21 protein-coding genes are annotated in these 25,258 nt (G+C 35.6%); 10 read left to right on the forward strand and 11 right to left on the reverse strand.

Features of this window, described 5'->3' with window-relative positions:
- Nucleotides 1–26 precede the first annotated feature (26 nt).
- Both ACPF63_RS01415 and ACPF63_RS01420 read right to left on the reverse strand, forming a co-directional pair.
- Nucleotides 27–1,187: an efflux RND transporter periplasmic adaptor subunit gene (locus tag ACPF63_RS01415; RefSeq protein ID WP_077419051.1), complete on the reverse strand. Its 1,161-nt coding sequence runs from the start codon at nucleotides 1,185–1,187 to the stop codon at nucleotides 27–29.
- A 365-nt stretch (nucleotides 1,188–1,552) separates the two neighbouring features.
- Nucleotides 1,553–2,149, reverse strand: a complete 597-nt coding sequence (locus ACPF63_RS01420) for a TetR/AcrR family transcriptional regulator (RefSeq protein ID WP_047386447.1) — start codon at nucleotides 2,147–2,149, stop codon at nucleotides 1,553–1,555.
- Between the two features lie 310 nt (nucleotides 2,150–2,459).
- Here ACPF63_RS01420 and ACPF63_RS01425 point away from each other — a divergent pair, with 310 nt between their 5' ends.
- A complete protein-coding gene (locus ACPF63_RS01425; RefSeq protein WP_077419052.1) occupies nucleotides 2,460–3,014 on the forward strand; it encodes a thioredoxin family protein in 555 nt (184 codons plus the stop codon).
- A gap of 222 nt (nucleotides 3,015–3,236) precedes the next feature.
- Here ACPF63_RS01425 and ACPF63_RS01430 read toward each other — a convergent pair whose 3' ends face one another.
- Nucleotides 3,237–4,142, reverse strand: a complete 906-nt coding sequence (locus ACPF63_RS01430) for an AraC family transcriptional regulator (RefSeq protein WP_077419054.1) — start codon at nucleotides 4,140–4,142, stop codon at nucleotides 3,237–3,239.
- Between the two features lie 123 nt (nucleotides 4,143–4,265).
- Here ACPF63_RS01430 and ACPF63_RS01435 point away from each other — a divergent pair, with 123 nt between their 5' ends.
- Genes ACPF63_RS01435 through ACPF63_RS01445 form a run of 3 tightly spaced genes read left to right on the forward strand, consistent with a single transcriptional unit; the run spans nucleotide 4,266 to nucleotide 9,431 of the window.
- Complete coding sequence (locus ACPF63_RS01435; protein WP_426481743.1) at nucleotides 4,266–5,495, forward strand: MFS transporter; 1,230 nt, start codon at nucleotides 4,266–4,268, stop codon at nucleotides 5,493–5,495.
- 2 nt (nucleotides 5,496–5,497) lie between these two features.
- Entirely contained in the window at nucleotides 5,498–6,979 is a 1,482-nt protein-coding gene (locus ACPF63_RS01440; RefSeq protein ID WP_426481744.1) for a trehalase family glycosidase, read from the forward strand.
- A gap of 22 nt (nucleotides 6,980–7,001) precedes the next feature.
- Nucleotides 7,002–9,431, forward strand: coding sequence for a TonB-dependent receptor (locus ACPF63_RS01445; protein ID WP_426481745.1), 2,430 nt, complete (start codon nucleotides 7,002–7,004; stop codon nucleotides 9,429–9,431).
- 136 nt (nucleotides 9,432–9,567) lie between these two features.
- Here the strand turns inward: ACPF63_RS01445 and ACPF63_RS01450 are convergent, their stop codons facing one another.
- On the reverse strand, nucleotides 9,568–10,206 hold the full coding sequence (locus ACPF63_RS01450) for an MBL fold metallo-hydrolase (protein WP_426481746.1): 639 nt from the start codon (nucleotides 10,204–10,206) through the stop codon (nucleotides 9,568–9,570).
- Nucleotides 10,207–10,276: 70 nt separating this feature from the next.
- Between ACPF63_RS01450 and ACPF63_RS01455 the strand changes: the two genes are divergently transcribed.
- Both ACPF63_RS01455 and ACPF63_RS01460 read left to right on the forward strand, forming a co-directional pair.
- On the forward strand, nucleotides 10,277–11,497 hold the full coding sequence (locus ACPF63_RS01455; protein WP_426481747.1) for a DUF5103 domain-containing protein: 1,221 nt from the start codon (nucleotides 10,277–10,279) through the stop codon (nucleotides 11,495–11,497).
- 368 nt (nucleotides 11,498–11,865) lie between these two features.
- A complete protein-coding gene (locus tag ACPF63_RS01460) occupies nucleotides 11,866–13,824 on the forward strand; it encodes a M4 family metallopeptidase (RefSeq protein ID WP_426481748.1) in 1,959 nt (652 codons plus the stop codon).
- Between the two features lie 80 nt (nucleotides 13,825–13,904).
- Here ACPF63_RS01460 and hemH read toward each other — a convergent pair whose 3' ends face one another.
- The 3 genes from hemH to ACPF63_RS01475 are packed head-to-tail and all read right to left on the reverse strand — an operon-like array spanning nucleotide 13,905 to nucleotide 16,367.
- Nucleotides 13,905–14,933 (reverse strand): ferrochelatase, encoded by a 1,029-nt coding sequence (gene hemH, locus ACPF63_RS01465; RefSeq protein ID WP_426481749.1) that lies wholly within the window; start codon nucleotides 14,931–14,933, stop codon nucleotides 13,905–13,907.
- A 15-nt stretch (nucleotides 14,934–14,948) separates the two neighbouring features.
- Nucleotides 14,949–15,476 (reverse strand): NADPH-dependent FMN reductase, encoded by a 528-nt coding sequence (locus ACPF63_RS01470; protein WP_426481750.1) that lies wholly within the window; start codon nucleotides 15,474–15,476, stop codon nucleotides 14,949–14,951.
- Nucleotides 15,477–15,488: 12 nt separating this feature from the next.
- On the reverse strand, nucleotides 15,489–16,367 hold the full coding sequence (locus tag ACPF63_RS01475) for a NifU family protein (RefSeq protein ID WP_426481751.1): 879 nt from the start codon (nucleotides 16,365–16,367) through the stop codon (nucleotides 15,489–15,491).
- A gap of 165 nt (nucleotides 16,368–16,532) precedes the next feature.
- On the opposite strand from ACPF63_RS01475, the gene ACPF63_RS01480 reads away from it, so the two are divergent.
- Nucleotides 16,533–17,069 (forward strand): gamma carbonic anhydrase family protein, encoded by a 537-nt coding sequence (locus ACPF63_RS01480; protein WP_149387001.1) that lies wholly within the window; start codon nucleotides 16,533–16,535, stop codon nucleotides 17,067–17,069.
- Between the two features lie 102 nt (nucleotides 17,070–17,171).
- On the opposite strand, the gene ACPF63_RS01485 is transcribed toward ACPF63_RS01480, so the two are convergent.
- Nucleotides 17,172–17,624, reverse strand: a complete 453-nt coding sequence (locus ACPF63_RS01485; RefSeq protein ID WP_180564522.1) for a hypothetical protein — start codon at nucleotides 17,622–17,624, stop codon at nucleotides 17,172–17,174.
- Nucleotides 17,625–17,706: 82 nt separating this feature from the next.
- Between ACPF63_RS01485 and ACPF63_RS01490 the strand changes: the two genes are divergently transcribed.
- Nucleotides 17,707–19,833, forward strand: coding sequence for a helix-turn-helix domain-containing protein (locus ACPF63_RS01490; RefSeq protein WP_426481752.1), 2,127 nt, complete (start codon nucleotides 17,707–17,709; stop codon nucleotides 19,831–19,833).
- 42 nt (nucleotides 19,834–19,875) lie between these two features.
- On the opposite strand, the gene ACPF63_RS01495 is transcribed toward ACPF63_RS01490, so the two are convergent.
- Complete coding sequence (locus tag ACPF63_RS01495) at nucleotides 19,876–20,724, reverse strand: M12 family metallopeptidase (protein WP_426481753.1); 849 nt, start codon at nucleotides 20,722–20,724, stop codon at nucleotides 19,876–19,878.
- 194 nt (nucleotides 20,725–20,918) lie between these two features.
- The gene (locus ACPF63_RS01500) at nucleotides 20,919–21,701 is read right to left on the reverse strand and encodes a hypothetical protein (RefSeq protein WP_426481754.1); all 783 of its coding nucleotides are present in this window, start codon (nucleotides 21,699–21,701) and stop codon (nucleotides 20,919–20,921) included.
- A 210-nt stretch (nucleotides 21,702–21,911) separates the two neighbouring features.
- Between ACPF63_RS01500 and ACPF63_RS01505 the strand changes: the two genes are divergently transcribed.
- Nucleotides 21,912–22,928, forward strand: a complete 1,017-nt coding sequence (locus tag ACPF63_RS01505; protein ID WP_426481755.1) for an LLM class flavin-dependent oxidoreductase — start codon at nucleotides 21,912–21,914, stop codon at nucleotides 22,926–22,928.
- 54 nt (nucleotides 22,929–22,982) lie between these two features.
- A complete protein-coding gene (gene ribB / locus ACPF63_RS01510; protein ID WP_426481756.1) occupies nucleotides 22,983–24,104 on the forward strand; it encodes a 3,4-dihydroxy-2-butanone-4-phosphate synthase in 1,122 nt (373 codons plus the stop codon).
- Nucleotides 24,105–24,198: 94 nt separating this feature from the next.
- Here ribB and fmt read toward each other — a convergent pair whose 3' ends face one another.
- On the reverse strand, nucleotides 24,199–25,146 hold the full coding sequence (fmt, locus tag ACPF63_RS01515; protein WP_426481757.1) for a methionyl-tRNA formyltransferase: 948 nt from the start codon (nucleotides 25,144–25,146) through the stop codon (nucleotides 24,199–24,201).
- Between the last annotated feature and the right edge of the window lie 112 nt (nucleotides 25,147–25,258).

Genomic DNA, 25,258 nt, shown 5'->3' on the forward strand with positions numbered 1-25,258 from the left:
TTAAAGTCTTCTGTATTCGGAATGGACTATAATGGTTTTGCTTTTAGTAAGCTGTCAGAAGAAATATTTTTCGGTCTGATAGATGCCCCGTCTTTCAAGCTTCCAATTCCTGTGAATACGATTTTTTCTCCAGGTGCAAGCCCTTCAGAAATAAAATAATAGCTATCTGTTTTTCCAGATATTTTGATAGGTCTTCCGGTTACTTTCTTGTCTTTACCCATTACATACACATATGTTTTATCCTGAATTTCGAAAGTAGATTCCTGTGGAATCACTACAGCATTCGAGATCAGTTGCGGCATGCGTACTCTTCCTGTGTTTCCGGTTCTTAAAGCTCCGTTGGCATTAGGGAAAACGGCACGTACACTGATGGCTCCGGTAGTTTTATCAAACTGCCCGTCTACGATACTCAGTTTTCCTTTTTCAGGATATGTACTGTTATCAGCAATCACCAATTCTACCATTGGCATATTTTTCAGTTTTTCTTCCAAAGTAGCGCCAGGATATTTATTCTGAAAAGCAATAAAGTCCAGTTCACTCAAAGAGAAATAAGCATAAATTTCACTGATGTCAGATAATAATGTCAATGGACTTGCATCTGTTCTGGAGATCAGACTTCCTTTTTTGAAAGGGATTCTTCCGATATAACCACTTACAGGAGCTGTAATGGTTGTAAATCCTACATTGATTCTTGCGCTCCCTACAGAAGCTTTAGCCTGTGAGGCAGCAGCAACAGCGGCTTCATAATTGGCTTTTGCTGTTTTTAGCTGTACATCAGAAACTACTTTAGCGGCAACCAATGGCTGAAGTCTGTCTACTTCTACTCTTGCCTTTTGGATGTTAGCATTAGCAACCTGTAGATTAGCTTGTGCCATATTCATTTGCTCACCATAGCTTCTGGAGTCTATTTTAAATAATGGCTGTCCGGCTCTTACGTAAGATCCTTCCTCTACATAGATTCTATCAAGATAGCCATCTACCTGAGATCTGATTTCAACATTATTTTTCCCTTCTAAGGCAGTAGGGAATTCCTGATATGTAGTAGCGGGTGATGTGAGAACGGTATAAACCGGAAGTTCTGGAGCTGGCGGCGCGGCATTGGATCCTTCTGCAGCCTTGGTACAGCTCTGTAAAAGAATTATACTTGCAATAAGTACAATAAACCTTGTTTTTCCAGGTATTTTCATTGTGGTTTAATTTTTTTAATGAAGTGTTAGATTTAAGTAAAGTTCTTTTTAATAAATGCTGTTTTTTTCCCTAACAGTGTTAATGATTAGTTCAAAAAAAATTACAGAATTTTTAATGTCCGATGAAGTCGATTGTTTCCATAATTGAAAATTGTTTTAATGTATTTAAGTGTATAATGATGGTGTAAGGTGTGTTAATTTTACTAACAGTGTTAATTAATAAGCAAAAAAATGACTAATTTTAACAGCTGAATACAATGAATTGCTTCATAAATGGTTTCATTTTTAATCAGGAATTACAGAATCATCTAAATTAATTAGGTGTTAAGTTTCCTAACGGTGTTAATTTTAAATTCAAAAAAAATTTACAAAGACTTAATAAAAGCCGAAACAGTTTCGTCTAATGTCGTCTTGTTCATTGTGGAAGGGATATCAGCAGTACGCATCATCATAATAGAGATCATTCCGTGAACGGCAGAAAACAGGGCATGAGACATATGACATGCATTGTCAGGATTGGATCCGTTTTTCTTAATAATCTCATAGGTACATTCATAGATCAGTTCCTGGAATGATGAGAATTCTTTTTTCATCTGCCCTTTTCCACAGCATTGCATTCCAAGACCAAACATAAGCTGGTAATATTCCTTGTTTTTAAAAGCAAAGTTCCAGTATGCATCCACAATAGCAACCATTTGCTCTTCCGGAGTATCATGCTTCTGCTGAGCTTTTAATAATTCTATGTGTAGCTTATGAAAGCCATCTAAAGAAATCTCAAATAGAATAGCTTCTTTATTTTCAAAATAATCATATACTACAGGAGCACTATACTCAATAGCATCCGCTATCTTACGCATAGACAGTGAACCCCAGCCTTCAGTTTTAGCCAAAGTAAAAGCAGCCTGCAAAATATTTGCACGGATGGATTCTTTTTCTCGTTGACGGCGTTCATGTAGACCCATGATATTTATTTACTAACAGCGTTAGCAAAACTACAAACTTTTTAATATAACTTCCAAAGGATATTATATATTTAACTTCAAAAGAAGGCGTATTGAAGATTTCATTCAATGGCTGGAAGCTGGAAGAATGGGAGCTGGAAGTTGATTTGCGGTAAAAAAAAATATTAATAGAATTTGACTATAACTATTTTTGAGACCTTAACATCTTCGCTCCTCCAGCTTCAATCTTCCTTACTAAAGTTAAAAATAGAAATGTCTTCTTCATAATTAATAAAAGAAATATCTATCTTTGCCGGTAAAGAAAAAGGATATGAATACTCCATCAAATATGCTGGCATTAGGAACAAAGGCTCCGTTTTTTGAACTTCCTAACCCGTCAAAAACGAACGAACTTCAGTCTTTGGAAGAACTGAAAGGAGAAAATGGTACTTTGGTGATCTTTATGTGCAACCACTGTCCGTTTGTTCTTCATGTGATTGATAAGATCAATGAATTATACGAAGATTATAACGAGCGAGGAATAGAATTCATCGCCATCAATGCTAATAATATTGAGAAATATCCGGCAGATTCTCCTGAGAAAATGATCGAATTTCAGATTGAAAGAAATTTTGATTTCCCTTATTTATTTGATGAAAGCCAGGCGGTAGCAAAAGCTTACGATGCGGCTTGTACCCCGGATTTTTATTTCTTTGATGATAAATTGGATCTTGTGTACAGAGGTCAGATGGATGATTCAAGACCGGGAAATAATAAAGATGTTACAGGTGAGGATCTGATTATTGCTTTTGAAAATCTTTTGGCTGGAGAAGCGCAGGAAGAAATTCAAAGACCAAGTATGGGATGCAATATTAAATGGAAATAAGTAATGATCAGTTGCTGGTTATTCAGTTACTGGTTCTTATTCATACTAATATAAAGCTGCTCTTTTTGAGTGGCTTTTTTTGTTTCTTGTTTATTTATAGATCTGGTCTTTCCTTCGTGGATTTGGCAGATGTTTAATTCATAGCATATTTCTTCATCCACTTTGTCACTCCGTAGAAGTCTCAGAAAAGTTTGTTGACAGAGGAATTTCAACATGTCATTATCAAAAACTTACCTTAGCTTTAGTCTCTTTTTCAACTTTCAAATCTACATTGATGTTGTTGTGAGAATAATTCTTAATAAATTCTGAAGGCGTTTTCCCGGTATATTTTTTAAACATCCTATTGAAATAGGTCACATTATTGAAGCCGCAATGATAGCTGCATTCTGAAATCGACTTATCCTGTGCCATCAGCAGGCAAGCTTTATTGATTCTGTATCTATTGACAAATTCTGTAAAAGTGATCTGGGTTGCTTTCTTAAAGAAATTACAGAAAGCTGGCAATGTCAGGTTGGCGAGTCTGGCGACTTCTTCAATTTCAATTTCCCTGTCATAATGATGTTCTACATACGTGAAGATATTTTCAAGACGGGTTTTATTTTTGGAAATAATGGTGTAGGGCATGATTTCTTTGTTCAAAAGATCATAATCTTCACATTTTGAAAGCTCGAAAAGAATCTCAAGCAATAGCAAATACCTTTTGTAACCTTCCGATTCCAGCATAAGCTTCAATTTTGGAAGCATTACTTTTTTTACTTTATGATGAAAATGAATCCCGTATTTTGAAAGTTCCAACAGATTTTTAATAGATCTGGCTTCTACTTCCTGTTGGGGAAACTGCAGAATTTCTTCTTTGAATTGAAGTACAATTTCTTCATGAGGATCAATAGAATTCAGTCCAAATCCGGAGTGCGGAATATTGGATCCGATTAATACCAGATCTCCATTGGTGTAATTACTTTTATGATAACCCACATGGCGGGTTCCGTTCCCGGAAATGACACATACCAGTTCAATTTCGGGATGATAATGATACTCCCATTTGAATTCTGAAATAGGGGAGTTGTTATGAATAGTGCGGAACGAGCTCTTTTCATTAGGGATTACCCTTTCAAAAGTAACTTTCATTTAATTAATCATATTTATTTACTAAAAATAGTAATTATATTAATATAGTTCAAATATTGATTTACTGTGTTAAATTATCGTTAACACAAATGCTTCTATCTTAGCCGACAAGAAATAACCTGAATGAAAAATATTAACATCAAGGCCGTTTTATTTTTAAATTATTTTGTCTTTGCCATTCTTCTGAATTCTGTAGGAACAGTCATTCTACAGGTACAGCAGAATTTTGGGATTTCAAAATCTTCGGCCAGTGTTTTGGAAGGTTTCAAAGATCTTCCCATTGCAATATGTTCATTCATTCTGGCTTCATTTCTTCCCAAAATAGGAATCAAAAAATCAATGTTGATTGCTTTATTTCTGGTAAGCTGTATGTGTTTTGTAATGCCGTTTACCAATACCTTTTGGGTTTTCAAATTATTATTTGCAACAGTAGGAATTTCCTTTGCTTTAATTAAAATCTCGGTTTTTACCTCTATTGGATTGGTAACGGAAACAGATAAAGAACATTCCAGTTTTATGGGATTTCTGGAAGGATTTTTCATGATTGGAGTTTTGGCAGGAAATGTATTATTCAGTTTATATATTGATGATCATAATCCGGAATCGACAAGATGGTTGAACGTTTATTGGGTTCTGGGCGGACTTTCTACCTTATCTTTTTTATTTCTGTTCTTTTCAAAGCTGAATGAGCAGGAAGCCAAAAGTGAAAAAACAGATTTATTGGGAGACTTAAGAAACAGTGCCAGCTTATTCAGTTATAAAAAAGTATTGTTCTTTTTATTATGTGCTTTCCTTTTTGTACTGGTAGAGCAGAGTTTTCAAACATGGACACCTACTTTTTATAAGGAAATTTTAAAAGTGCCTACCTCAATGAGTATTCAGGCGGGAGCAGTTTTGGCAGGAGCTTTTGCGTTGGGAAGATTTTTGTCGGGATTCTTTTCTAAAAAATTCAACTGGATCTATGTTGTTTCTTTCTGTGTAATTGGTTTTGCGATCAGCTTACTGTTGGTTTTACCCCTTACCCATAATATTCATATAGATACAAATACCAGTTGGATGAATGCTCCTTTGGTGGTCTATTTATTTCCCTTGATGGGAGGTTTGTTGGCACCCATTTATCCAAGCATTAATTCTGTAATTCTGGCATCTATCCCGAAATATTTGCACAGTGCGATGTCAGGATTGATTGTTGTTTTCTCAGCAATCGGAGGAACGATAGGTTCTATTATTACCGGTTTTGTATTTCAGGAATTCAGCGGTCAGCAGGCATTTTATCTTTCCCTGATTCCGCTTTCATTACTGATCACTTCGGCAATTTTCATGAATAAATTAAAAATTAATCCTAAAAAATAACAATGAGTAATCAGCTTTACATAAACGAAATTCAAACTCTTTTTGATGATGTACAGAGATCTGAAATTTTTGAAGATCAGAAAATGATGACGGATGCAGTTCCATTATTTCCCATTGCAAAAATCAATGAGAAGTATGAAAAAGCAAAAGATATCCCTGGTTTTGATCTTAAAGATTTTGTGATGACCCATTTTGATTTTTTAGGGGCCAGAGTTTCTGTTCAGAGAGAAGAGCACCTTCCTATCAAAGAGCATATTGAAAAATTATGGGATGAATTGACCCGTACAGCTTCTGAAGAAAAAGGAACCCTTTTAAAATTACCAAAACCTTATATCGTTCCGGGAGGTCGTTTTAATGAATTTTTCTATTGGGACAGCTATTTTATTATGCTGGGATTAAAAGCTTCCGGCAGAATAGAAATGATGGAAAATATTATTGAAAACTGTTCTTACCTGATTCAGAATGTAGGATTTGTTCCGAATGCCAGCAGAACTCATTTCCTGAGCAGATCGCAGCCTCCTTATTTTTCATTAATGCTGGACCTGCTTTTTGAAACGACGAATGACGAAGGAATTTATACACAATATCACGACACTCTGGTAAAAGAATATGCTTTCTGGATGAATGGCGAGGAATGGCTGGAAAACAATTCCAGTGTAAAAAGAGTGGTTAAAACAATAGACGGAGATATTCTGAACCGTTACTACGATGCAGTAAATGCACCACGCCCTGAAAGTTACCTGATCGACATTGAAGATCATGAAAAAACTTCAGGAGATGAATTTTACAGAAATATAAGAAGTGCCTGTGAATCAGGCTGGGATTTTTCCAGCAGATGGTTTGCAGACGGAGAAAATATACAGACGATAGAAACACTGAATCTTGCCCAAGTAGACCTGAATTGCCTTTTGTGGCATCTGGAAACGACTTTGGCAAAATCTTCAGCGCTTCAGAATCTGAGTGAAAAAGAAAATTATTTTTCAGAAAGAGCAGCAAGCCGAAGACAGATGATCAATAAATATTTCTGGGATAGAAATACTAACAATTATAGAGATTATCACACAAAAAAAAACACAAAAACACCGTCTGAACATATTGCTGCTCTTTACCCTTTATTCCTTGGAATTGCAGATCAGGAACAAGCGGAGGCTGTTGCTAAAGCTGTTGCCGAAAAATTTCTTTATAAAGGCGGGTTGGTTACCACCACTAAAAACTCAGGCCAGCAGTGGGATCTTCCCAATGCATGGGCCCCTTATCAATGGCTGGGCTTTAAAGCAATGAAAAATTATGGCTTTGATGAACTGGCTGAGAAGATAAAAAACAATTGGTGTTCCAATGTAGAAAGGGTCTACAAGAATACCGGAAAACTAATGGAAAAATACAATGCATTAGACACAGAAACAATAGCAGGCGGCGGGGAATACCCTAATCAGGATGGATTCGGTTGGACCAATGGAGTGTATTTACAATTACAACAAAACTGAAACTAACAATAAAAATAAGGCTATGAAAAAAAAATCAATCTTTTTAATCGCCGCTACAGCTACGTTATATTTTAATAATGCTTATGCCCAGGAAACTCCGCAGGATTCTGCAAAAATTTCCTCTATCGATCAGATTGTCATCACAGGAAATTCAAATCCAAAGAAAAAAATAGAATCCAGTACAGCGATTTCCACATTTAGTTCCAAAGAAATTCAAAAGCAGAATCCAATCAGTGCAGCTGCTTTATTACAAAGAGTTCCCGGGTTTGCGGTAGAAACTTCAGGAGGTGAAGTAGGAAACAACCTTTTTGCAAGAGGGATTCCTTCTGCTGGAGCTTATGAGTTTGTGCAGGTACAGGAAGATGGTCTTCCGGTTTTTGAAGACGGTGCCCTTCAGTTTGCCAATGCAGACAACTTTTTTCGTGTAGATAATTCGGTAAACCGTATGGAAGCTTTGAGAGGAGGTTCCGGATCTATTTTTGCAACCAATTCTCCCGGTGGTTTAATCAACTTTATTACCAGAGAAGGAACCAATGATTTCAGAGGTACAGCAAAGCTGGAAACAAGTACATATGGATTAATGCGTACTGATGTGAATGTGGGTGGAGCTTTGGTTCAGGATAAACTATTTTTTAATGTAGGAGGTTTTTACAGAACTGATGACGGAATCAGAAAAACAGGTTTCAAAGCCAATAATGGCGGACAAATCAGAATGAATCTGAAATATGTATTTGATAAAGGCTATGTAAAAGTATATTATAAAAAACTGGATGACAGAAATACATTTTTCCTTCCTATTCCTTTGGTTCAAAATGGCAATAAGCTGAAAGGATTCCAGAATTTTGATCCTAATTACGGAACATACAGTTACAGAGCCATCAGCCAGCTGAATATACCACAGGCAGGAGGTGGATTTTTCAACAGAAATCTTGAAGACGGGATTCATCCGAAAGTAGATGCACTGGGAGCAGAGTTTAAATATGATCTTGGAAATAATTTCAGTGTTTTAAACAAGACCAGATACACCAATATCAACATGAATTATACAGGGATTTTCCCTGCAGGAGGTCCACAGACGATGGGGGAATTTGCTAAGAGCAACGGAATTACCGGCAGTAATTATCAATATTCATTGGTGAGCAACGGAGCTGTGGTTAATCCTGAATATGTACAGAAACTGGGATTCTGGGCAATTGACAAACAAATGAATAACTTCGTTAATGATCTGCAGTTCAATTATAAATTTGACCAGGGAAATGTTACGGCAGGTTTTTATAAATCCAACTGGAAATCGCACCAATACTGGAACTGGAGTAATATCCTAACTACAGCCACAGACAGACCAGAATTATTGAATCTCGTAGATACTTCCCTTAGTCCATCAGATACCGGATATTCTAAAACTTATAATGGAGTTACCAATATGACGTTTTTACAGAGAGATACTCAAACTCAGGGAAGTTTAAATGATCTTTATGTAAACCTTGATTATAATATTACTGATGCTTTAAGTGTGAATGGAGGCCTTCGCTACAGCCATGATTATTACAAAGGGAATTTTGCCAATACAACCTCTTCCAATTTAAATAATTCAGGGTTAACAACTGATGGAACTCATGGTTTCAACACGACTACAGCCGATGATAATATGAGTGTGCTTGGAAATAAATATACCTACTGGAATTATAATGTAGATAAGGTATCTTTCACATTAGCTACAAATTATAAGATCAATAGAGAGAATGCAGTGTATGCCCGTTTTTCCAATGGTTTCAGATCACCGAATGAAGAAGCATATTACAACTATTTCTCCAATCCAAACCCTGATAAACCTTTAAAATCAGTAACAACCAATCAGCTGGAAGTAGGATATAAATATTACTCGCGTACGTTTGATATAGCAGTAATTCCGTTCTATTCTACTTTGAAGAACCTGTCATTTACAGATGTTTTCTCTGATGGTAAATCCGAAAATACCTTCGCCAATACACAAAACTATGGAGTTGAATTAGAGGGTTTCGCCCGTTTATTCAATAATATTTTAGAAGTAACATTCAACGGGACAATCCAGAGTCCTAAATATAAAAACCTTGAGGCTGGAAGTGTTCTCGAAGGAAATGTGGTCAGAAGAATGCCTAAATTTTTCTTCAATATTTCTCCGGCAGTCAATATTACAAAAGCATGGAGAACCTATGTAAGTATGAATTACTATGGAAAGCGTTTCCAGGATGAGAAGAATGTACAGACTTTACCTTCTTTCACCGAATTTGGAGCAGGAATGTCTTATCAATTGGGGAGAATACGCTTTGCTGTGGATGGAACGAATATCTTTAATACAATCGGAATCACAGAAGGTGATCCAAGAGCGGGTTCTCCAAACGGAGATGGAATCATTATGGCCAGACCTATTATGGGAGCTGCCGCCAGAGCTTCAATCACGCTGGATTTCTAAATTCTATTTCTTTATAACAACAAAACCGTCGAACATACTGACGGTTTTGTATTTTTATGTTCTCCCAAAAGCAAATTTCACCAATTTAATGCTAAGTGTTACTCTCTGTTTAATCTGCGGGAGTTTTTATTTTTACTTATTTCAAGAACGGATTATACTGTTTCTCAAAACCAATCGAAGTAGGATTTCCATGTCCTGAGAAAACCTGAGTATCATTATCTAAAATGAAAAGTTTCGATTTAATACCATCAATCAGCTTTTCATAATTACCTTTATATAAATCTGTTCTTCCGATACTGCCTTCAAAAAGGACATCTCCTGAAATCATGAATTTCTGATTTTCATGGTGATACACTACACTGCCCGGAGAATGCCCCGGAACATGGTAAATTTTAAATTTCTCACCATCCAGATCCAGTTCATCCCCTTCTTTTATATATTCCACATCTACTTTTACAGGATCTACCTGCATTCCGAATCTCATTCCGCTTGCCTGAAGCATATCCAGAACCTCCTGATCTTCCTGGTGCATCGTTACAGGTACTTTGAACGTATCAAAAGCCCATTGAAGCCCCAATACATGATCAATATGTGCGTGGGTAAGAAGAATTCTCTGAATCTTCAGTCCGTTTTCTGAAATGAAACTGTCAATAGCCTGAGTTTCCTGCCCTTTCATATTTCCCGGATCAATTAACCAAGCGTTTTTATTCTCGTTATAAATGATGTAAGTATTTTCGCTTGCAAAGTTGAATACGAAACCTTGAATCTGAAGCATATTTGAATATTTTTTATTCAAAAATACGATATTATTAAGAAAATGGCTATTTTTCGTTATCTTCGTCATAATGAAAACTTTGCGAATACTCTTACTTACTTTGAGCGGACTGGTTTTTGGACAAAATATCCAAAGTGTTCAGTTGTTCAACCCTCAGACCAATGATGAAACTCCGGTAATTAGAATTGGCGAACAGCTGGTTCTGGGCTTTGACGATCTTACAAACGGCAGCCAGATCTACAGATATACATTCAAGCATTATGACAGAAACTGGAATGATGATAATCTTTTTTTTACAGAATTTGCTGCGGGAAGTATGAATGCGCTTTTGGATCAGTTTCAGTATTCTTTCAATACCTTACAGGCTTATACTCACTATAAACTTGTTTTTCCCAATGATAAAATCCAGCTGAAGATTTCAGGAAATTATGAACTGATTGTTTACAAAGATTCTGCAGATCAGCCTCTTTTCAAAAAAAGATTTTATCTGGTTGAAGATGCAACATCTGTGGGTTTAAATATTTCAAGATTTGCAGATGCAAAAAATCCTAACCTTAACCAGAGGGTAGAGGTGAATGTTTCTCCGAAAGGAGGAGATATTTCTTCCAATGTCAATTCAATCACAATGAATGTGATGCAGAATAACAACCCGAATATGGTGATTGCTAATCTGAAGCCAAGCAGTGTTTTAGGAAATCAGGTGCTTTTCCAGCAGATGAATCTTACGTTTCCGGGAGACAATGAGTTTTATTATTTCGATAATAAAAATATGAATATGGCAGCAGATATGGTGCGTACAACCGAAATAAAAGAAGATGTCAACCAGACCTATCTTCATCCGGTATGGGCGTTTCCTTTAAATTATCAATATCAGCCGGATGTCAACGGAGCATGGTATTACAGAAGAAATGATTTGGGTAGAGAAAGAGATGCAGAAAGAGAAGCTGACTATTCATGGGTGCATTTTTACCTGGAATCGGATCCGGTAGATAAAGAGATTTATGTTTTGGGTGGATTTAATAATTATAAACCAAGCAAAGAAAATCAGATGCAGTATGATGCAGCTACCAAACAGTATGTGGCTAAAATATTCCTTAAACAAGGTTTCTATAATTACGTTTTGGTGACCAAAGAAGGAAATGGAGCATTGAATTTCGGTGAAGTAAACGGTAATTTCTGGCAGACGGAAAACCTTTACCAGGCATTTCTTTATTATGCACCTTTCGGAAGAAATTATGATGGTTTGATGGGATATGGTGAATTCAGGACACCAATTGCCAATAAACGATAAATCATGACCTGATATAATTTTACATAAAAATACACCTTATAATTTTGGACTGTCTTTTAAGATAGTCCTTATTTTTTGCCATTTTGAAAATATCAGACCTTAAAATATCAGATTAAAATTATTTTTTTTTTGATTATAATGCACTATTTGGTGAAAAAAAATAATTCACAAAATTTTGATTTTAATTAAATATTTTAATTCAAAAATTATATTGCAAAAAAATTATATTTAAATATTTTTCTTTTTTTTAAAATCATTATTGTGTTTTATTTATTGATCTATAATATCTATTGAATTTTATTTATAATTTATGATGTTTTATTGAGAAAAGTTTATAAATTCGTCAACACAATCAACCAAATATTATTATGAATACGAAATTTATCTTAGTGGCAAGTGTTGCTGCCTGCTCTTTTGTTTTTGGACAAAACACACCATCAAAATTAAATCCGGGTAAAAGTGGATTACACGCAGACTTTATGCGATTCGAAAAAAATGCACCTGCTTTTCAGGGAAGTCCTGTTTTATTTGACGAAGCTACAGAGAGATTTTCTCAGGGGCAAGGGCTCAAGTTAGGACTGGAAAGAGATGCTTTAGGTTTTGAAACTCACAGATTTCAACAGACTGTAAATGGTATTCCGGTAGAATACGGAATGATGGCTGTACAGACAAAAGGAGGAAAAATTGTAGGACAGTCAGGAAAATGGGTTCTTAATATTCCAAAAGGAGCTGAAAAGAAAGCCAATATTTCTGAGACTATCGCTCTTCAGAGTGCTTTATCATTCGTAGGGGCAGAATCCTATAAATGGCAGAATAAAGAAGAGGAAGATTTTATCAAAAGAGACTCCAATGATGCCAATGCAAGTTTTGCTCCTAAAGGTGAATTAGTGTATTATTCAGATCCTACGGATGAAAAAATGAATGATTTAACGCTGGCTTATAAATTCGATATTTACGCAGACAAACCATTAAGCAGACAATATGTTTTTGTAGATGCTAAAAACGGGAAAGTACTAGGAGTAGATGCAATTATTCATGAAGTAAATACTCCGGGAACGGCTACAACCGTTTACAGTGGAAGTCAAAACATAGTAACTGATTCTTATAACGGAAGTTACAGACTGAGAGAAACGGGAAGAAATGCAGGAACATCTGTAGAGACCTATAATCTTAAGAAAACGACCAATTTTGCATCTGCTGTTGATTTTACAGATACAGATAATGCCTGGAATAATGTAAATACCAATAAAGATCAATATGCTACAGATGCTCATTGGGGTGCTGAAAAAACCTTAGATTATTATTATACAAAATACGGAAGAAAAAGTATTGATAATAATAATTTTACCATAAAATCATATGTTCATTATGGAAACAATATCTTCAATGCTTATTGGGATGGCTCGAGAATGCTTTATGGTGACGGAAGTTCTACAACAAATGGTGGTAAACCTTTAACAGCTATAGATGTCTGCGGACACGAAATTACCCATGGGCTTACTTCCAAAACGGCTAACCTTGTTTATCAGAGAGAGCCGGGAGCATTGAACGAAGGGTTTTCTGATATTTTCGGAAACTCAATAGAACGTTGGGCAAGACCAACCAAAGCAAGCTGGACTTTGGGAGAAGATTTCAATTATGTCATCAGAGATATGGCAAACCCTAATGCCTACCGCCAACCGGATACTTATAAGGGTACATACTGGAAGGATGCAACTACCACAGGATGTGCGGTGCCAGGCCAAAATACTAATGACTATTGTGGAGTTCATACCAATTCAGGAGTCCTTAATTTCTGGTATTATTTATTGGTAACAGGAGGTTCTGGTACGAATGATAACGGTTTCGCTTATAATGTTTCCGGAATCGGACTGGATAAGGCAGGAGCTATTGCTTACAGAACATTAACTACTTACCTGACTTCATCATCCAACTATGCAAATACAAGAACCTATTCTCTTCAGGCCGCAGCAGACCTATATGGAGCTGGCAGTAATGAAGTGACACAGGTTACCAATGCATGGAATGCAGTAGGTGTAGGAGGAGGAACTTCTTCTGCGGGACTTGTTGCAGCAGCTTCAAATGTTTCAGCTTATACAATCAGCCCGAATCCTGCAACTGACAGATTCACTGTGAACTTTGAAGGTAAAGCCGGAAAAGGAATTGTAGAAGTGGTAAGTCTTACAGGTAAGAAAGAAATTTCTGAAAAAGTTGAAATTACAGAAGGTGCAAATAAACTGAATGTTCAGCTTCCGTCCAATATGCTTCCTGGAGTATATATTGTAACGGTAAACGGACAGAAAGCAGGAAACCTGATTAAAAAATAGACCAAATCAAATTTTAATATATTCAACGAAAAGGCTGCAAGTTAATTCTTGCAGCCTTTTTTATATTTTGAGTAAAGTGGTTACACCAGATAGAAATCATTCAGCTTTTCTTCGCAAAGTGTTTTTACGACATCAATCCATCTGTCTTCATCATTCAGACAGGGAATATAATGGAAATTCTCTCCACCTCCGTGCATAAACTGTTCTTTTCCTTCTACAGAAATTTCCTCCAAAGTCTCAAGACAGTCAGAGACAAATGCAGGACAAACTATGGCCAGATTTTTTATCCCCTTTTTACCAATGGTTTCCAGTGTTTCATCAGTGTAAGGCTCGATCCACTTGTCTTTTCCTAATCGTGACTGGAAAGAAACAATAGTTTTTTCTTTTGGTAAATCCAGTTTTTCAATAACACGCTGTGTCGTTTTATAACATTGGTGACGATAGCAGAACTGATGGCTTGGATTATCATCTCTGGAACAGCAGTCATTAAGATTACAGGTTTTTGTAGGATCTGTCTTATAAATATGTCTTTCCGGAACTCCATGATAAGAAAACTGAAGGGCATCAAAATTTTCTGGAAGTTTCTCTCTAATGCTTTCTGCCAGACAGTTGATATAAATATCTCTGTTGTAAAAAGGTTGAATATAATTGATCTTTACCTTTGGAAACTTCTTTTTTCTTACTTCTTCAGCCTTTTCAATTACCGTTTCCGTAGTACTCATGGCATATTGAGGATATAAAGGGAAAAGAACGATTTCAGTGATTCCCTGGTCTACCAGTTTCTGAATACCTGTTTCAATACTTGGTTGTGCATATCTCATTCCTATTTCCACAGGAACGTCTACCACTTTCTGAAGCTTTTTCTGAATTTGTTCAGTAATGACAATCAGTGGAGAACCTTTATCAGTCCACACCGTTTTATAGGCTTCAGCAGATTTGGCAGGTCTTGTTTTCAGGATAATTCCCTGTACAAGCAGAGCACGAAAGATCCAACGGTAATCGATCACTCTTTCATCCATCAAAAATTCATCAAGATATTCCTTTACGTCGTTTACAGAGGTTGATCTCGGTGATCCAAGATTGACCAGTAAAATTCCTTTATTATTCAATATTCTAATTTTTAATTATGAAACAGACGTTGTAAAATCTGCTACTAATTTTGATACTTTAGCAAAGGTATTACTTTCCAGTAAGCCATTGCTGTCAAATTTGCCTTTTATCCCCTTTATTAATGCCTGATGTTTATCATCTGTTATCGCTCCAAGAGTCTTTAAAATCATTAATAACTCTTCGTGGCCTTTATCTCCACTGGTTGATGCGGTAATTACTGCCACTGGCTTTTCAGAAAAGATTGTTGTGGAAACACACCATTCCAACAAATTTTTTAATCTGCCGGGAATACTGAAAATATATTCCGGAGTGGAAAATATGACACCTGCTGAGTTTTTAATATCCTTTCTGATCTTCTGAACTTCATCAGGAATATTGTCATCCGTTATTGCAGTATCAAAATGAGGAAGAACAGAAAGATTATCATACATCTGAAAATCTGTATTTCCTATCTTTTCCAGAACCTGTTCCATAAGTTTCTGGTTGCTGGAATTCTCCGACGCACTTCCAATGATAACCACAATTTTCTTTTCGGGAGGCATTTTCAAACTGAATTATCCGTTTACAGCTTCTACTTTTTCTACCAGATCCGGAACGAATTGTTTTAAAATATTTTCAATTCCGTTTTTCAAAGTAGCCGTAGAACTTGGGCAGCCTGAACAAGCTCCCTGTAGAAGCATTTTTGCAGTTTTGCTCTCCTGGTCATATTCCATCAATGAAATCTTTCCACCATCATTTTCTACTGCAGGAGCCACATATTCATTTAAAATGTCAGAAATTTTCTGCTCATGTTCCGTATAATCTCTGTTGATGATCTTTTCAACAGGGTTTTCGTGTTTCTGAGGCTCTACTTTAGAAATCTCACCTCCGTTTTGAAGATACTCGGCAATAAGTGCACGAACAGTCATCATCACTTGATGCCATTCTACAGAATTGTCTCTGGTAACAGCCACAAAATTGTCAGAAATGAAAACTTCTTTTGTAAATTCAAATTCTTTAAAGATTGCCTGTGCCAAAGGAACTTCTTCAGCGGCTTCAATAGATTTAACTTCCACAAAACCATCCATCAGTAATTTGCTTGAAACAAATTTCATTACATTAGGATTTGGAGTCATTTCAGCATAGATCTGATACATTTCTTTTTTCTTTTGAAGGTAAATTCTTGGATTGGCCAATAATTCATCCTCAATCACATTTTTCAGACTTTCAGCTACATGTTCCCATTCTATGGTATCCTGTTTAGCCACAGCTACAAAATTAGCCGTTATGAAAATTCTTTCTACAAACGGATAATTGAAAAGTTCCTGTGCCAAAGGAATTTCTGAAATATCTGAATTTCTGTCCAACTCTAAAGACCCTGGAATGAGATTGTAATCTGCTACAAATTTCATTACTTTCGGGTTTTCGGTAGGTTCTATAAGTACGGTACGCATTTTTTCGTTAAATTTGAGATACAAAAATACGCATTAGAAGTTAGACGCTGAAAATTGAGAGTTAGATTTTTGCTATCACTGTAATTTAGAAGTTAGATACCAGAGACTATAAGCAGAAGATCATTATTTTCAATTGGCATATTTTCAAATTTTCAAATTAATATTATGGCACTTATAAAAGAACTTTTAGGAAAAGCACCACAGATCGGAGAAAATACTTTTTTAGCAGAAACCGCTACTATTATTGGTGATGTTACAATGGGAAGAGACTGCAGCGTTTGGTATAATGCTGTGATCAGAGGCGATGTTCACTATATAAAAATGGGTGACAAGGTAAATGTTCAGGATAATGCAATGCTGCATTGTACCTATAAGAAACATCCGCTGAATATCGGAAATAATGTTTCTATCGGACATAATGCCATTGTTCACGGGTGTACCATTAAAGATAATGTCCTGATTGGGATGGGAGCTATTGTAATGGATGACTGCTTGGTGGAAGAAAATTCTATTGTAGGAGCAGGTTCTGTAGTAACTCAGGGTACTCATATCAAATCAGGAGAGGTCTGGGGTGGAGTTCCTGCGAAAAAGATCAAAGATATCAATGCTCAGCTGTTAGAAGGGGAAGTTAACAGAATTGCTGATAACTATGTAAAATATTCATCGTGGTATAAAGAAAACGTGAAAGATCATCAATTCTAATTACCATTGAATGGTCAACATTCAACATTGACCCTATAAATATAAAAGCTCCGTCCTGAGACAGAGCTTTTTTCGATTTGATATAGAACCTTTGTTTTATTGTTAGTTATTGTCGGGAGTGATCAGTCTGATTTTTCCATGAATACATTTCAAAGATGTAGGAGGTGTGATCACTACACAGTCAGACATGATATTATATTTTTCATTAAAAGTTTTTACTTTATCCGTGTAATCATTTACTCTCAGTAAGAAAGCAGTTTCTATTTTCTTGGGATAAGCAATGTATTGCTGAGGTCCGCCACAGGATTTTGCTCCCATAGGCGCAAATGCCCATTCACTGGGATCCGTACATTTTTCTCCGGACACTTCAGATTCAATAGAAGCTTTTAATCTATCGAGTTGTGCCTGCTCATACTTCTGACTGTCTTCGTCAACAGGTCTGTCTGCGATATCAACAGGAAGATTGGTATTGGCATTTTTTGATGTGTTACAGGAAACCATAGTTAATGTAGTACATAATACTATAACCGGGAAATGGAAGAATATTTTTTTCACAATAAACTTTTTTCTTTTTAAGAATTTTCAAAACTTATGCCAAGGTAAGAAATTCAAATTCATTTCCGTATTTTTGACAACGATGAACAATCATTTTTTTGACTTAATAGAATATACGAATAGAAGTGTTTTTCTGACTGGGAAAGCCGGAACAGGTAAAACGACATTTCTCAATGATTTTGTAAGACGTACAAAGAAAAAGCATATTGTAGTAGCACCCACAGGAATTGCTGCAATCAATGCGGGCGGCGTTACAATTCATTCCATGTTTGGACTGCCGTTGAGAACTTTTCTTCCTACGACAGAAAGAATAGACACCAGTTTGGCTAATAATATTGCCGATCTGATGCCCCATTTCAAATACCGTAAAGATAAACTGAAACTTCTGAGAGAAGTTGAGATCATTATTATTGATGAGGTTTCCATGTTGAGAGCTGATGTTCTTGATATGATGGATTTTTCTTTGAGGTTTATCAGAAGGAATAATCAAAGGTTTGGGGGAGTACAGATGCTGTTTATTGGAGATTTGTTTCAGCTTCCGCCTGTGGTGAGGGATGAGCATATTCTTAAAATGTATTACAATTCACCTTTCTTTTTTGACAGTCATGCCATTAAGGAAATTCCGATTGTTACCATTGAACTGACAAAAGTTTACAGACAGTCTGATCAGGAATTTCTGGCGATTCTGAATGCTATCCGAGACGGTGATGTGGACAATATAGATTTTAACCACCTTAATGAAAGATACGATCCCAATTTTGACATGGGGAAAGAATCTTACGTATACCTGTGTTCTCACAATAGAATGGCTGATGAAATCAACCTGGAAAAGCTGGCTGAGATCAAGGTAGATCCTCAAACTTATGAAGCTAAACTTGTAGGTGATTTTAAAGAAAATCAGTTTCCAAATGAACAGTTTTTAGAATTGAAAATTGGCGCTCAGATCATGTTTATCCGAAATGATATTTCCGGAGAAAAGAAATATTTCAACGGGAAATTAGGCGAGATCATTGGATTGGATGAAAATGAAATCCGTGTTGTACTGGACGAAAGCGAAAACGAAATTGTTGTAAAAAGAGAAACCTGGGAACAGAAAAAATATTTCCTTGATACTGATAAAAATATCCAGGAAGAAGTATTAGGAAGTTTTGAACAATTTCCGATAAAACTGGCATGGGCTGTAACGATCCACAAAAGTCAGGGACTGACGTTTGATAAAGTGATTATTGATGCCGGGAAAAGTTTCACGGCCGGTCAGGTATATGTTGCTCTATCCCGTTGCAGAACGTTGGAAGGAATTGTTTTAAAATCAAAAATTACCCCTGAAGTTATTTTCAAGGATAACAGGATTTTGAGTTTCCATACCAATACTATTGCCAACGACAATGTGGAAGCTATTCTGAATCAGGAGAAATATGACTACAGCATCAGAAAAGTACTTCGTACCCTTGATTGTACATGGTTTTTAAAAGAAGTTGAAGAATGGAATAACCTGTCCATTGTGACCAAGAATATAGATCATGCCAAGACTAAACAGCTTTATCTTCAGTTGAAACATGAAGTGGTAAATCTTGGGAAAATCTTTGAAAAACTGGAACGTATCATTTTTCAGAAAGTCAATAATTTTATTGAACAAAAGGAAGACTGGTCCGAGATTGAAAGTAAATCAAAAGGAGCGGTTAATTTCTTCTTTACAGAAACCAGAAATAAAATTTTTGATCCTTTGAAAGAATTTTATGCTGAAATAAAAGGAGCAAAAGGCTTAAAACAATATAACGAGGAATTCAAAAGCTGGCTGGAAGATATTGAAGAATATCTGAATAGTTTAAGAGAAATTTATCTTCTGGAAACGAAACTTTTAGATGAAAAGAATGATAAAGAAATCAATCTGAAAATTGCTAAAGTTCCGTCGCAGGTTTTAACCTTTCAGTTATTTGAACAAGGAAAAACTATCGGAGAAATTGCTTTGGAAAGAGGTTTGGTAAAAGAAACGGTTATTGGCCATCTTGCTAAATTTGCAGAACAGGGCTTACTGGATATTGCAAGAGTGATCACCTCAGATAAAATCAAAGCGTTTGAAGAGGAGTTTTACAAAAACCCACATGAAACATTGACAGAGTGGAAGAGTGCATTACCAAGTCACTTTGAATTCAATGAAATCAGGATTTTGATTAATCATTATAATTATAAAAAAGGGAAGAATTCATAAGAATTCTTCCCTTTTTTGATGGTCACAAAAAATTCTTTAAAATTAAGGGTACATAGCATTAATGGTATTGATATCCCCGGTTGTAAAACCTGTTCTATTATATGTAAAGCTTGAATTATCTGCTCTTGTAATAGTTGGAAGCCCGTTTTTAGAATAAGAAGTCGGCCAGTACATCATCACTGAATTGATATTGAATGGTCCTATATCTGTCCCCGAGCTATAAATATTGAAATTATATGACTGCCCACTTTGGATATTATTCCAAAGAATTTTTACATATTGATCTCTGTCTTTGCGGGTGTGTTCATGATAAAGCCCTACCGTATGTCCCATCTCATGAATTACCGATCCTACAGAAATATATTGATCCAAAGAAACAGTCTGTTTTCCTCCCTGATATCCAATATGAGCCCAGCCGTCTGATCCTGATGAACTTCCAAAAATAAATTCAACATAGTTAGACTGATTGCTTCGGTAGATCCATTGAGTATTGGTTTTATTATTATACTCACTGATTGCGGAATTGATTTTATTGACGTTGATTGACCCCATATTGCTGGCAATGGTATAATAAATTTTACCGTTGGGCCATCTGGAATAACTGGCGCCGCCTTTATTAACTTCATTACCTTCTGACAATTGTTTGTCGGTAAGAACAATATCTCCCTGGAAAAAATTCATTCCGTTTTTTCTTTCATAGGAAATTTCCTGGCCGTTCAATTGTCCTTTTTTGACATTTTCAGTAGTAAAAGCATTAGTTTGAGCTTCGGAGGTTATTTCTTCATTGTTTTTACTACAAGATGTTAATACTGCAGCAATAACAAGGCTCATAAAGACAGTTCTTCCTGTCAGAATCTGCCGGGAAAACAGATTGTTTGGTTTTTTGTTCATATTAAAGTTTTTAAAGATTTGGTATACGAATATAATAAATTATTTCTCTTTATATTGAATTATTAATGTTGAAAAAACTTTTATATGAGCATTGTTGAAAACAAGAATTCTTGCTTGTAAAATAAAAGGGTTCTGAAAATGTTCAAAACCCTTTTATTCTTTCAGTATATTTTGATGTAAGTCGCAACTCTTTTTTATTTCAAATCAGAATAATTAATTTTTTTTTCAACTTTATAGGTTTTAAGTAAATTAGAAATCAAATCAAAGAACCATTGCGGAGCCTTAGGACTTATTATTATTTCTTCAATTAAAATATCAATATCAACATTAATATATTTACCATACTGATTTTCTTCTTTGGACCAATCATATTTTAAACCTGATTCAAAAGGGACCTGATATATTAATCTTATCTCCTTTTCATAGTCATAATGAATATTTTTATGAATAATGGGATAGTTCAAATTGCCTAATTCCATTTTATCTTTTCTGTAATCAAGATATTTGATTTCACTTAATTGGATTTTTTCTTTTGTATTTTCAAAGGCCATCTGCATTTTTTCAATACTCGTAGTTATCATAATTCCTTTAGATAAATCTGAATAAATCTTCCATAATGCGTAAGACTCGGATTCATATTTATTCCAGCAAGAAACACAAACTAATTTTTTAAATTTTTCTTGAGTTTCTTTTTGTTCAATCAGTGCTTGTTTTACATGTTCCTCAACATCTATTTTAATTATATCCATTAACCTATTTTGGGTAAAATAAGTATACCATTCTTTATAATCTTGAACAGTTAATTCGGGAATTGTACCTTCATATTGATCTTCAAATTTATCCAACCGTGAAAAATATAGCTTTTTTGTTTGAATTAGAGATATAAATTTTACTAAATCAAGATATCTTACTATTTTATAATTAGTGCTTGGAAAATAAACAGGGGCTGTACTTTGAGTTGGAATTTCGATTGGCATTGTAGTTTTATAAAATTATGGATGGAATCAAATATACTATAAATATACAATTTACTTATAAGCAAAAAGTTTAAACAAAAATTTTATTCCAATAGTTTTTCCCTGAACTGAGCCATTGTTTTTATTAATTACAAAAAGTAACTAATGCAGTTTTTATGTTTTAAATTTGTTTGGTTTTTTTCGAGACCAAAGAAAAATTAACATCTCAATATGAAAAATTTTGAAATTTCTGTTTTAGATCTTGCACCGGTAAAGCAGGGTAAAAGCATTCACGATACTTTTCAGGACAGCTTATCATTAGCCAATCACGCTGAAAATTTAAATTATAAAAGATTCTGGTTGGCAGAACATCACAATATGGAAAGTATTGCCAGTTCAGCTACTTCTGTTTTGATTGGGTTTATTGCCAATGGCACCAAAAAAATCAGAGTAGGTTCTGGAGGAATTATGCTTCCCAACCATAGTTCTCTGATTATTGCAGAACAGTTCGGTACTTTGGAATCTCTTTTTCCCGGAAGAATAGATCTTGGGGTTGGGAGAGCACCCGGAACGGACGGATTGACGGCTCAGGCTTTAGGAAGAAACCCTGCAATTATTAATGAACAGTTTCCAAGACAGATTCTGGAACTTCAAAGATATTTTTCTAAGGAAAATTCAGATGCTATGGTTCGTGCTATTCCCGGAGAAGGGCTGGATATACCAATTTATATTCTGGGATCCAGTACAGACAGTGCTTGGCTGGCGGCGGAACTTGGTTTGCCGTATGCATTTGCAGGACATTTTGCTCCGGAGCAGATGGAAATGGCTTTTAAAATATACAGAGAACATTTTGAACCTTCAAAATATCTGGATAAACCTTATATCATTGCCTGTGTAAACGGTGTAGCAGCAGAAACTTCAGAGGAAGCTCATAAAATCTCCACCACTTTATTTCAGGCCTTCATCAATATTGTAAGAAATGACAGAAAACCTTTCGCGCCACCTGTTGATGATATGGACGAAATCTGGTCTCCAATGGAAAAATCCATGGTTTTACAGAAGTTGAGATATACTTTTATTGGTGATCAGGCTGAAGTTCAGGAAGAGCTTAAAAGTTTCCAGGAAAAATTCCAGGTTGATGAACTGATCATCAATTCGCATATTTATGATCATCAGAAAAGATTGAGATCTTATGAGATTTTCAGAGAGGTAGCTAACTCTATCCAAAGCGTAATAAACCATTCATAATTAGTTGGCAGATGCTTATTTTTATGAGTATCTTTGCAAAAATAAAAAGTAAAAATGTCCGATATTAAATTAAATACTATTCCAGAGGCTATTGAAGACCTTAAAAATGGTAAAATAATCATAGTAGTAGATGACGAAGACAGAGAAAATGAAGGAGATTTTCTTTGTGCAGCAGAGTTGACAACACCGGAAATTATCAATTTTATGGCTCTTCACGGAAGAGGGCTTATTTGTATGCCGCTTCCTGAAAAAAGATGTGATGAACTTGGGCTTGAAGTGATGGTAAGCAGAAGCAGTGATCCTAAAGAAACGGCTTTTACGGTATCGGTTGACCTTTTAGGAAACGGAACATCTACCGGAATTTCTGCAGGAGACAGGGCCAAAACAATTTTAGCACTGATGGATGAAAAATCCAAGCCTACAGACTTTATGAGACCTGGCCACATTTTCCCGCTTCGTGCAAGAAAAGGAGGAGTATTGAAAAGAGCCGGACATACTGAAGCTGCCATTGATCTTACTAACTTATCAGGTTTGAAAGAAGGCGGTGTGATCTGTGAGATCATGAATGAAGATGGTACAATGTCCCGTCTGCCTGAACTTCATGCATTCGCTCAGAAGCACGATATGAAGATCGTTTCTATTGAAGATCTTATTCATTACCAACTTAAAAAAGGAAACCTGGTAGAAAGACTTGAAGAGAAAAAAGTGAAAACGCACTACGGTGATTTTGATTTTTATGCTTTCAGAGAAACTTCCAATGACCAGATCCACTTTGCACTGACAAAAGGAACATGGACTGTAGATGAGCCGGTTTTGGTGAGAGTACAATCTTCAGATTCTTATTTTGATGTATTGACAAGATTAAACAACGGTGAGAAACCATTATTGGAAAAAGTAACAGGTATGGTAAATGAAGCTGGAAAAGGTGCAATCATTTTCATCAATAATGTTTCTAATTCTGAAAATACATTGAGAAAACTTCAGCAGTTCCTGAACTATCAGGACGGGCAGGAGCAGCATCCTACTTTAGCGTACAATTACAGAGATTATGGAATTGGAACGCAGATCTTAAAGAATTTAGGAATCAACAAGTTCAAAGTAATCACTCAAAACCCTAATATCAAGCCTCAGGTTGGAGGATATGATGTAGAGGTTACTGAGATGGTACAACTATAATAAAACGGATGGTCAACTTTGACTGTTTATCATAAAAAAAGGTTTAGAATTTCTCTAAACCTTTTTTTTATGTTGATGAACTGAATGTAGTCCTTTATGTTAACGAGATTCCATCAAAATTTCTGAAACCATTTAAGAAATCTTTCACAGTCATTCTTTTTTTACCTTCCAACTGAAGTTCCAGAGGATAATAAATTCCGTCCTGAGTATAGATTTTAAATTCATTTTTGGAAATATCTAAAGTTCCTGCCGATTTTCCATGATCAGAAAGTTCAAATTTACCACCGAATATTTTTAATCCTTTTTCTTCGTTTTCAATTTTTAAAGTAGTGAAAGCTGCAGGATAGGGCGACATTCCCAGAATAAACTGATGAACAGTTTTTGAAGATTGATCCCACTTGATTCTTGTATCTTCCTTGAAAATTTTATAAGCATTTTTAGGATGTTCTACCTGCGGCTGAGGTTTTTCTTCAATAGCATTTTCAGCCAGACCATCCAGTGTTTTAACGACTAGTCCTGAACCCATTTCCATGAGTCTGTCGTGAAGGCTTCCTGCATTTTCGTCAGGTAAAATTTCTATTTCCTGTTGAAGAAGAATATTACCTTCATCAATTTTTTCATTAATAAAGAAAGTCGTTGCTCCTGATTTTTTTTCACCGTTAATAACTGCATAATTGATGGGAGCAGCTCCTCTGTAATCCGGCAGTAAAGATGCATGAAGATTGAAGGTACCCATTTTAGGCATTTCAAAAAGAACTTTGGGCATCATTCTGAAAGCCACTACTACAAAAACATCGGCATCCAGGTTTCTAAGTTCTTCCAAAAACTCAGGATTTCTCAACTTTTCCGGCTGAAAGACAGGAATATTATTTTCTTCAGCATAAACTTTTACAGGGGATTGGTGTATTTTCTGCCCACGTCCACTTGCTTTATCAGCTACAGTTACAACACCTACCACCTGATGGTGAGATTGATGGATTGCCTCCAAAGAAGTTTTTGCAAACTCAGGAGTCCCTAAAAAAACGACTTTCAATGATTTCATGCTGCAAAGATAAGTTTTTGATCTGAGAGTGGGAAGATATTGAAGTTTGAGGGTGAGGGAGTTTTAGAGAAGAGAATAGCTTACTAAAGTGTTTTTGCGCCTTTATTGCACT

Source organism: Chryseobacterium sp. R2ACT005, from assembly GCF_049949215.1.
Classification (GTDB): domain Bacteria; phylum Bacteroidota; class Bacteroidia; order Flavobacteriales; family Weeksellaceae; genus Chryseobacterium.

Coding starts and splice junctions, on each gene's coding strand:
- ACPF63_RS01415 (WP_077419051.1), bottom strand. CDS start 1,187: ATGAAAATACCTGGAAAAACAAGGTTTATTGTACTTATTGCAAGTATA.
- ACPF63_RS01420 (WP_047386447.1), bottom strand. CDS start 2,149: ATGGGTCTACATGAACGCCGTCAACGAGAAAAAGAATCCATCCGTGCA.
- ACPF63_RS01425 (WP_077419052.1), top strand. CDS start 2,460: ATGAATACTCCATCAAATATGCTGGCATTAGGAACAAAGGCTCCGTTT.
- ACPF63_RS01430 (WP_077419054.1), bottom strand. CDS start 4,142: ATGAAAGTTACTTTTGAAAGGGTAATCCCTAATGAAAAGAGCTCGTTC.
- ACPF63_RS01435 (WP_426481743.1), top strand. CDS start 4,266: ATGAAAAATATTAACATCAAGGCCGTTTTATTTTTAAATTATTTTGTC.
- ACPF63_RS01440 (WP_426481744.1), top strand. CDS start 5,498: ATGAGTAATCAGCTTTACATAAACGAAATTCAAACTCTTTTTGATGAT.
- ACPF63_RS01445 (WP_426481745.1), top strand. CDS start 7,002: ATGAAAAAAAAATCAATCTTTTTAATCGCCGCTACAGCTACGTTATAT.
- ACPF63_RS01450 (WP_426481746.1), bottom strand. CDS start 10,206: ATGCTTCAGATTCAAGGTTTCGTATTCAACTTTGCAAGCGAAAATACT.
- ACPF63_RS01455 (WP_426481747.1), top strand. CDS start 10,277: ATGAAAACTTTGCGAATACTCTTACTTACTTTGAGCGGACTGGTTTTT.
- ACPF63_RS01460 (WP_426481748.1), top strand. CDS start 11,866: ATGAATACGAAATTTATCTTAGTGGCAAGTGTTGCTGCCTGCTCTTTT.
- ACPF63_RS01470 (WP_426481750.1), bottom strand. CDS start 15,476: ATGCCTCCCGAAAAGAAAATTGTGGTTATCATTGGAAGTGCGTCGGAG.
- ACPF63_RS01475 (WP_426481751.1), bottom strand. CDS start 16,367: ATGCGTACCGTACTTATAGAACCTACCGAAAACCCGAAAGTAATGAAA.
- ACPF63_RS01480 (WP_149387001.1), top strand. CDS start 16,533: ATGGCACTTATAAAAGAACTTTTAGGAAAAGCACCACAGATCGGAGAA.
- ACPF63_RS01490 (WP_426481752.1), top strand. CDS start 17,707: ATGAACAATCATTTTTTTGACTTAATAGAATATACGAATAGAAGTGTT.
- ACPF63_RS01495 (WP_426481753.1), bottom strand. CDS start 20,724: ATGAACAAAAAACCAAACAATCTGTTTTCCCGGCAGATTCTGACAGGA.
- ACPF63_RS01500 (WP_426481754.1), bottom strand. CDS start 21,701: ATGCCAATCGAAATTCCAACTCAAAGTACAGCCCCTGTTTATTTTCCA.
- ACPF63_RS01505 (WP_426481755.1), top strand. CDS start 21,912: ATGAAAAATTTTGAAATTTCTGTTTTAGATCTTGCACCGGTAAAGCAG.
- ribB (WP_426481756.1), top strand. CDS start 22,983: ATGTCCGATATTAAATTAAATACTATTCCAGAGGCTATTGAAGACCTT.
- fmt (WP_426481757.1), bottom strand. CDS start 25,146: ATGAAATCATTGAAAGTCGTTTTTTTAGGGACTCCTGAGTTTGCAAAA.